This is a genomic window from Flavobacterium sp. (assembly GCF_049318325.1).
In the GTDB taxonomy this organism is placed as follows: Bacteria; Bacteroidota; Bacteroidia; order Flavobacteriales; family Flavobacteriaceae; genus Flavobacterium.
The window spans coordinates 1-6,597 of the sequence record NZ_JBMOGQ010000124.1 but is presented as its reverse complement, the minus strand read 5'-3'; the positions used below and the strand labels follow the sequence as shown (position 1 = coordinate 6,597).

Sequence of the window (6,597 nt, the reverse complement as noted above, 5' to 3'; positions counted from 1 at the left end):
AAAAGAGGTAAAAAGTTTTTTGGTTCCATTAATTAATGGATTATCAAAACCTGATATTCCGTTTCCTTCAGATATGGTTACTCTATCTTTTATAATTTGTGCCCTATGATTTCCTATAACAAATATTGGTCTAATAAATTGTCTTATTTTCCAACTTCCTATTGAAAGTAAATTAGTAAAATAATTAGTTTCAATTCTTAGTGTTGTTTCTTCGGTTAGACCACTATTATAAAAACTTCCCAACTCAATATTGGTGCCTAAATAGCCAAACGAAAAATAATCGCCATAAGCAAATCGCCCACTAAAATAATTTCTACGGTTATTGTTTTTATCCTGAAATCCACCGGTTATTTCATAAACCTGACCATATGGAACATCTTCAATAATGTCAAAATTGAATAAATATTTGTCTTCTGCAAATTTTTGGTTATTAAGTCCAATAGAGGCTAAATATAATTTTTCTGAAGCAAAAAACATAGATGGATCATATTGTAATGTAGGTTTGCTGAAGTAAGCTACGTTTTTATATCCAAAAGTGGTAACAAGATTTGTAGTTCTGGAATCTTCACTTTTTCCTCCAAAGATTTTAAAAGAATGACCTATCCAATATTGCTGGGTTTGTAATTTAAAATTTTGATTTTCAAAAACTCCTCTTGCATCTGGTAGTGAATCTACATAAAATCTATTTTCAAAATAGGCACCACCTGCTAATCTTGTTAATGGAGAGAAAAATTGTCTTTCAATTCGTGCACTTCTAGTTATATTGTTATTCAAATCGTTTTGATAAGCAATGGTCGTTTTGATAAAAGTATTTTTGATATTATTTATGGAATACTGAGCATCGTAGGCTCTTTTGCCGTCATCAAATCTTCGCGTAAAATTATTTTTTATTTCGTGACCTAGACCTATAAAATTTCTTTCAGTTATTTCAAAATTTCCTTTAGCACTAGAAATAGCACCAGTCGGAATCAAACTCCATGAATCTAAAACGCGAACAGAAATATCCACAGAATCTTTGCAATTCGGAATTTCAACAGGTTTAATGATAACACTTCTGACAAAGCGCTGTCTTCTGATTAAACGCTCTGATTCTTCAGCGACAAGCGAATCTAATGGTTCGTTTTTTTTGAAAAGCAATAAATTTCGAATGATCCAATTTTTAGTTTTCAGATGTAAAGAATTTCCAAATTTTTCAAATCCTTTATTGGGAGCATCTTTGTAGTTATCAACAGCATATCCAAAAGGATCTAAAGTTTCAATCCTAATTTCTCTAATTATTTTGCCTTCGTTCCTGTCGAAGGTTTTTTTAATCAAAAATCGTTTACGGGCATTGTTTTGTTCACCAGAAGCGTTTCTTTCGGATTTGAATAGTAAACGATAAACAAATTTATTAAACTTATTTTTCTTGGAATAGTTTTCTATTTTTTTATAAATTTTAACAGAGTCATTACCACTGTTTTTCTCCTGCGCCGAACTGATAATGCACACAAAGAAAATAAGTAAAAAGTAATAGCGGTGATTATATTTCATGGCAACTAATCTGATTAAACAAATATAATAGCTTTTACTAATCTTAATTTAGATAATTCCCCATTTAATTTATAACATTTGGGAAATAAAAAACCCAACTGTTGTAACAATTGGGAATTTCATTATAAAAAAATAATTGTAAGCCTTCCTGCCTAAAAGCTGAATACTAACTTTTCTGTTCTTTATTAAAATACACTAGATAGTAATACATTTGTTTTTCTTCATCCCAACCTTTTTCAACATATCTTTCCGCACTTTCAGGATTAATGAAATCTAATTTTATTTGAATATTGGTGTCCAAATTAATCACATTTTTTATCGACCTTCTAGCATCAGAAACAGCGCCGTTGGCTATAGGAAAAGTGGTGACATCTTCAATACTATATTTTTCGCCTTTGTCTACTTTATAGTTTTTGAATTCCGGAATTAAATCTGGATTATCCAAAACTTCATTAAGAAAATTGCTCTCTTCAAACTGGTCGTTTTTGGCAAAGTAATTCACCGAACGATTCATAAACATCACCTCTTCTTTCTTATCTTCAGCAGGAAAAACTACATCTTTTGCAAATCCCTGACAGAATTTTAAATATTTTTTAGTAATATAGTTTTCATCCTGAAAGGCATCGACGGAAAGGAAATGTTCCAACCAATAACGCGTGTCATAACGATTACTATCAACGCTTAAGATCTTGTAACCTTCCTCTTTTTTGTAGTTAAAAATCAGGCAGCCTTTATCTAATTTGTTCAGATTAATGCCTTGTTGCAAAATCATTTCCAAAGACTTACCTTTTTCTTCAAACTGCATAAAATCAGACATAATTTCACTTTTGAAAACACCAATGGCGTCAACAACATTATTGTCGATGTTTAAGTTAGTCAAATATGCAACATAAACTTCACCGTTTTTAATATGAGGATGATTGGATTGCTCAAAGAGATGATTGGTAATCTTCTTTGAAACTTCATGAATATTACTTGGATTCGTAAAAATTTCTGATGCTAGATTGTACATATCGTTATATTCCAAATCAACTTCGTGTGCAAACTGAAAATAGTTTTCCTCTTTTTCGCGAAACGATTTGAAGAAATATTCCTTTAACAAAGGAACAATTTCGTCGTTCAAATTATATGGTTGTTCCGATAGAAAAACGGATTCATTTCTATTTTTGTTTCCAACTCGGTGAATGGATAATGACTCAATGTGCGTATTAAATAGGTTGATCATTTTTTTGTTTGTGTGTAGCTGAGTAACTGAGTGTCTGAGTTTATTTTATTTTTTTTGAAAAGGAAATAATCATAGCCTCAAGTTCTCGAGTTTCTTCATATATACTTTTAAATTCGTTTTCATTTAAGTAATTGATGTTTTTTGCAATCTCGATTTGTGTTTGAAATTCAAATAAAGAGCTGATAGCAATATTTATAAATCTGGAAAATTCTTTATTACTACATCTTCCAAAACCTTCTGCAATATTACTCGGGAGTGATATGGCGCTTCTTCTAATTTGAGATGTTAGACCAAATAATTCTTCCTTTGGAAATTTTTCTGTTATTTGATAAGTATTAGTTACTAAACACATTGCTTTTTGCCAAATAAATAAGTCTCTGAATGTTTTCATGTTGTACATTTTTTAGTTAACACAAACATAAGAAAAAACTTAGTTTCCGAGACGCTCAGTAACTTAGCAACTAAGCCTAATTCCAATTCTCTTCAAATCCGTAATCTTCAAAACTGTCATCACCGCCAAAAGCATCTAAATCATCTTCATCTAAATCATCTTCAAATTCAGAATAGAAATCTTCACCTTCAGCTTCAAACTCTTTTTCTGGAGCAATAGCAGGTAATTCACCATGAGAAAATAACAAACTCGGATACGTTTCTCCTGCTTCAGCTTCTTCAACAGCCGCAAGTTCAACTAGGAATGTCCACATGTTGATAAAATCATACACATAAATAATCTTAGTCTGGTCTTTGTCAAGTAATTGATTTAAAGTATAATCACTCATAGTTTTTTGTTCACCCGGAATATCACCTGTATCAAACATCGGAATTTCGTCTTCCTGATTCCAAGTATCATCACAAGTATAAAAAGAGGCAACTTCTAATCCGTCAAAACCAAAAGCATTAACGATAGCGTTATGTAGATCTTCTAAAGTAGCATCTTCCTTAATAGCAATATCTCTGAAAACATCTTCTTCTGCATCAAGAATTGCTCTGAATTTATAAATCATAGTCGTATTTTTTTATAAGCGAACAAATATAAATTATAAATTCAAAATTCTGAATGATAAATGTTAATTGTTGAAAAGATATCTATTACTTTTCTGCGAAATCAATATTCATAAAAAATAATAAAATAGTTCCAAATTTTAAGTGATTTGGAATTATAACTTATTTAGCAAATTTTCAATTTTGAATGAGTTGTTATAGAAAGTGAAACTTTAAATAATTTTAAGGAATTGGGTTAATTTTCTTTTTGATTAAAATAAGCAGTTAATGAACTCGATAAGTTCAATTTTTTCTTGAAATAACTTTACTGATATCTTTTTTTCGATAAAAAAGTAACCCAACAGTGTCTAACTTATTGAGGCATATTAATTTTTCTGGTTTTTTATTTGATGAAAACTTTTCGAATTCCTATTAATATAAAAATTAGTAAAGTGTATACAATAAAAAATGGTACTATCAATTCAATCCAACCCATTGGTAGCATTATTGCAATAATTAATAGCTGAAATCCTAATCCATACAAAGAAAGCAAAGTCATGAACCAATTTGGGAAGTTATTTACTTTATATGCTTGTTGATCTAAAGCGTGAATGATTTTGTCAAATGTTCCGTAAACGATAGTGTAAATTCCAAATAAAATGTTGACTGATTCTTGACTTTCGCCAGGTAATGCTATAGGTGTTTTGTATTCGAATATTTTACTTGTGCTATCGCCACCAACTGATTTGTTTCTCAAAATCACATAATAGTAATTGTATAAAGTTCCTTGCAACTGGATACAGATAAATGCCAAGAAAGTAAACCAAATAGAAGTTTTAGAAACATAACAAATCGCCATCAAAAACATGAAATTCAGAACGATATCAAACACACTGTCTAAATAACGTCCCGAATAGGAAGGTGTTTTTTTTAGTCGGGCCAATTCGCCATCTGCAGCATCAATTCCCGATTTTAAAAGGATAAAAAATCCGGCAAAAAAATAATAATTTTTCAGAATGCAATAAATAGCAATCAAACCGGTAAGACCAAATAGTAAAGTAACATGAATAGGAGTGAAGCAAGTATTCTTTAATTGATGAGCAAAAAACCTTCCGAACGATCTTCCGTAATCTGATAAATCTAAAAATTTATCTTTGGCAGCAAGTTTAGACATTTATGTTAGTAAACAAGAGAATGCGACAATATAGTCGGGCGGCAAATATAGATTATAAAATTGTTTTTTTACTATTAGATTCCAATACCATATAAAATTGAATTCCAAAAAGTAGTGTTGCCAGCATTACATGTATAGTTTGTGTCCCAAAAGGGAAATCTAAATAGTACATCATTATACCTGATAGTATTTCGATAAAAATCAAGAATACAATCCAATTTATTTTTTCTAAGTGAAGTTGTAATTTTCTATTTCTAAGAAACAGATAGAAATTAGCAAGCAAGACAATAATCGAAAAAGTTCTATGGAAATAGAAACTTAAGGAAGGATTTTGAAGCCAAAATATTTTAGGTGCACCTGTTTCCGATAGTATATCAACATGTTCTCTAACACTCGTTCCTAAAATGATTTGAATAATAGTTAAAATAATGGTTATGAATAAAATTATATTAAACTTGCTATCAAAAATAAAGGACTTTCCCTTTTTTTGAACTTCATAAATAAGATACAATTGGAAAGAAATTATTAACAAAGCAGCCAGCATGTGAGAGGTAATTTTAAAAGGATTTAATACTGAGTCGACTACTGTCTTTCCAAGCCATGCTTGAAAACCCATCAAAATGCATATAAAAAATGAAATATAAATAAGTTTTCTTTTTTCTTTCCAATAGCCAAATGAAAAAATAAAAGTTAAAAAACAAGCAATTCCTGCCAATGCGCCAAGCAATCTATTGATATATTCCACCCAAGTATGTAATGGATTGAAAATAGAATAGTTGTGTTTGGTATATTTTTCCCAATCAGTTGAATTAAAAGTTGATTTCGCTACAAAGTCTTTTTTTGCCACCAAAAGGGTTTCCTCTTTTATAATAACTTGCCCTTTGTTATATTCTTTTCTTTCTGTAAATAATAATTCTTGTTTTTCGGTTGGTGGAATGTAATAGCCAAAACATTTAGGCCAATCAGGGCAACCCATTCCCGATCCTGTTAGTCTAACAAAGGCGCCAGCAAAAATCACAAGATAAACAAGGACTAAAGCTATTTTTGCCGATTTTGGGAAATATTTTTTCATATTTTTGGTTCTAAGTGAAAGGTTTCTTAATTAATCCACAAACTTATATTGCTTTTATTTTTTAATCTTAGACAAATTATAATTATCCTATTAATTCATTTTCAAATTTTCAAATGGAATAATTTTCAAATTAAGTTACTTTTTTCAATCCTAGCTTTTCTGCTCGTTTTAAAACAAAATCATACGCTGCTTTAAATTCATTCGGAATTTCTCCCTCTAAAATAGCTTCTTTTACGGCTTCTTTTAATACGCCAATTTCGCGAGATGGTTTTAAATTAAAAAGTTCCATAATTTCTTCACCGGAAATAGGCGGCTGGAAATTACGAACATGGTCGCGTTCTTCAACTTCAATTATCTTCTTGCGAACAATATCAAAATTATTGTGGTACTTTTTAAATTTCGTTGGATTCTTAGTAGTAATGTCCGCTTCACACAACGTCATCAAATTGTCCACATCTTCGCCGGCATCAAATACCAAACGACGGACAGCCGAATCGGTAACGATATCTTCTGAAAGTACTATTGGTCGGGAACTCAGCATTACCATTTTGGCAACAAACTTCATTTTTTGGTTCAATGGCATGTGCAATCTTTCGAAGATTTTCTTTACCATTT

General features: G+C 30.5%; 6 protein-coding genes and 1 pseudogene. All 7 read right to left on the bottom strand.

Annotated features, from left to right (window positions below; genetic code table 11):
- Positions 1-1,530: hypothetical protein (locus ACOYLP_RS09980; protein ID WP_422856025.1), on the bottom strand; the 1,530-nt coding region annotated here is incomplete at its 3' end.
- A gap of 166 nt (positions 1,531-1,696) precedes the next feature.
- A complete protein-coding gene (locus ACOYLP_RS09975; protein WP_422856024.1) occupies positions 1,697-2,755 on the bottom strand; it encodes a nucleoid-associated protein in 1,059 nt (352 codons plus the stop codon).
- A 40-nt stretch (positions 2,756-2,795) separates the two neighbouring features.
- Positions 2,796-3,146, bottom strand: a complete 351-nt coding sequence (locus ACOYLP_RS09970) for a four helix bundle protein (protein ID WP_422856023.1) — start codon at positions 3,144-3,146, stop codon at positions 2,796-2,798.
- Positions 3,147-3,222: 76 nt separating this feature from the next.
- Positions 3,223-3,759, bottom strand: a complete 537-nt coding sequence (locus ACOYLP_RS09965) for an IS1096 element passenger TnpR family protein (RefSeq protein ID WP_422856022.1) — start codon at positions 3,757-3,759, stop codon at positions 3,223-3,225.
- A 380-nt stretch (positions 3,760-4,139) separates the two neighbouring features.
- On the bottom strand, positions 4,140-4,910 hold the full coding sequence (locus ACOYLP_RS09960) for a CDP-alcohol phosphatidyltransferase family protein (protein WP_422856021.1): 771 nt from the start codon (positions 4,908-4,910) through the stop codon (positions 4,140-4,142).
- A 52-nt stretch (positions 4,911-4,962) separates the two neighbouring features.
- Complete coding sequence (locus tag ACOYLP_RS09955; RefSeq protein ID WP_422856020.1) at positions 4,963-5,982, bottom strand: COX15/CtaA family protein; 1,020 nt, start codon at positions 5,980-5,982, stop codon at positions 4,963-4,965.
- A 130-nt stretch (positions 5,983-6,112) separates the two neighbouring features.
- Positions 6,113-6,597: pseudogene (locus ACOYLP_RS09950) on the bottom strand (tRNA nucleotidyltransferase); the annotation flags it as partial.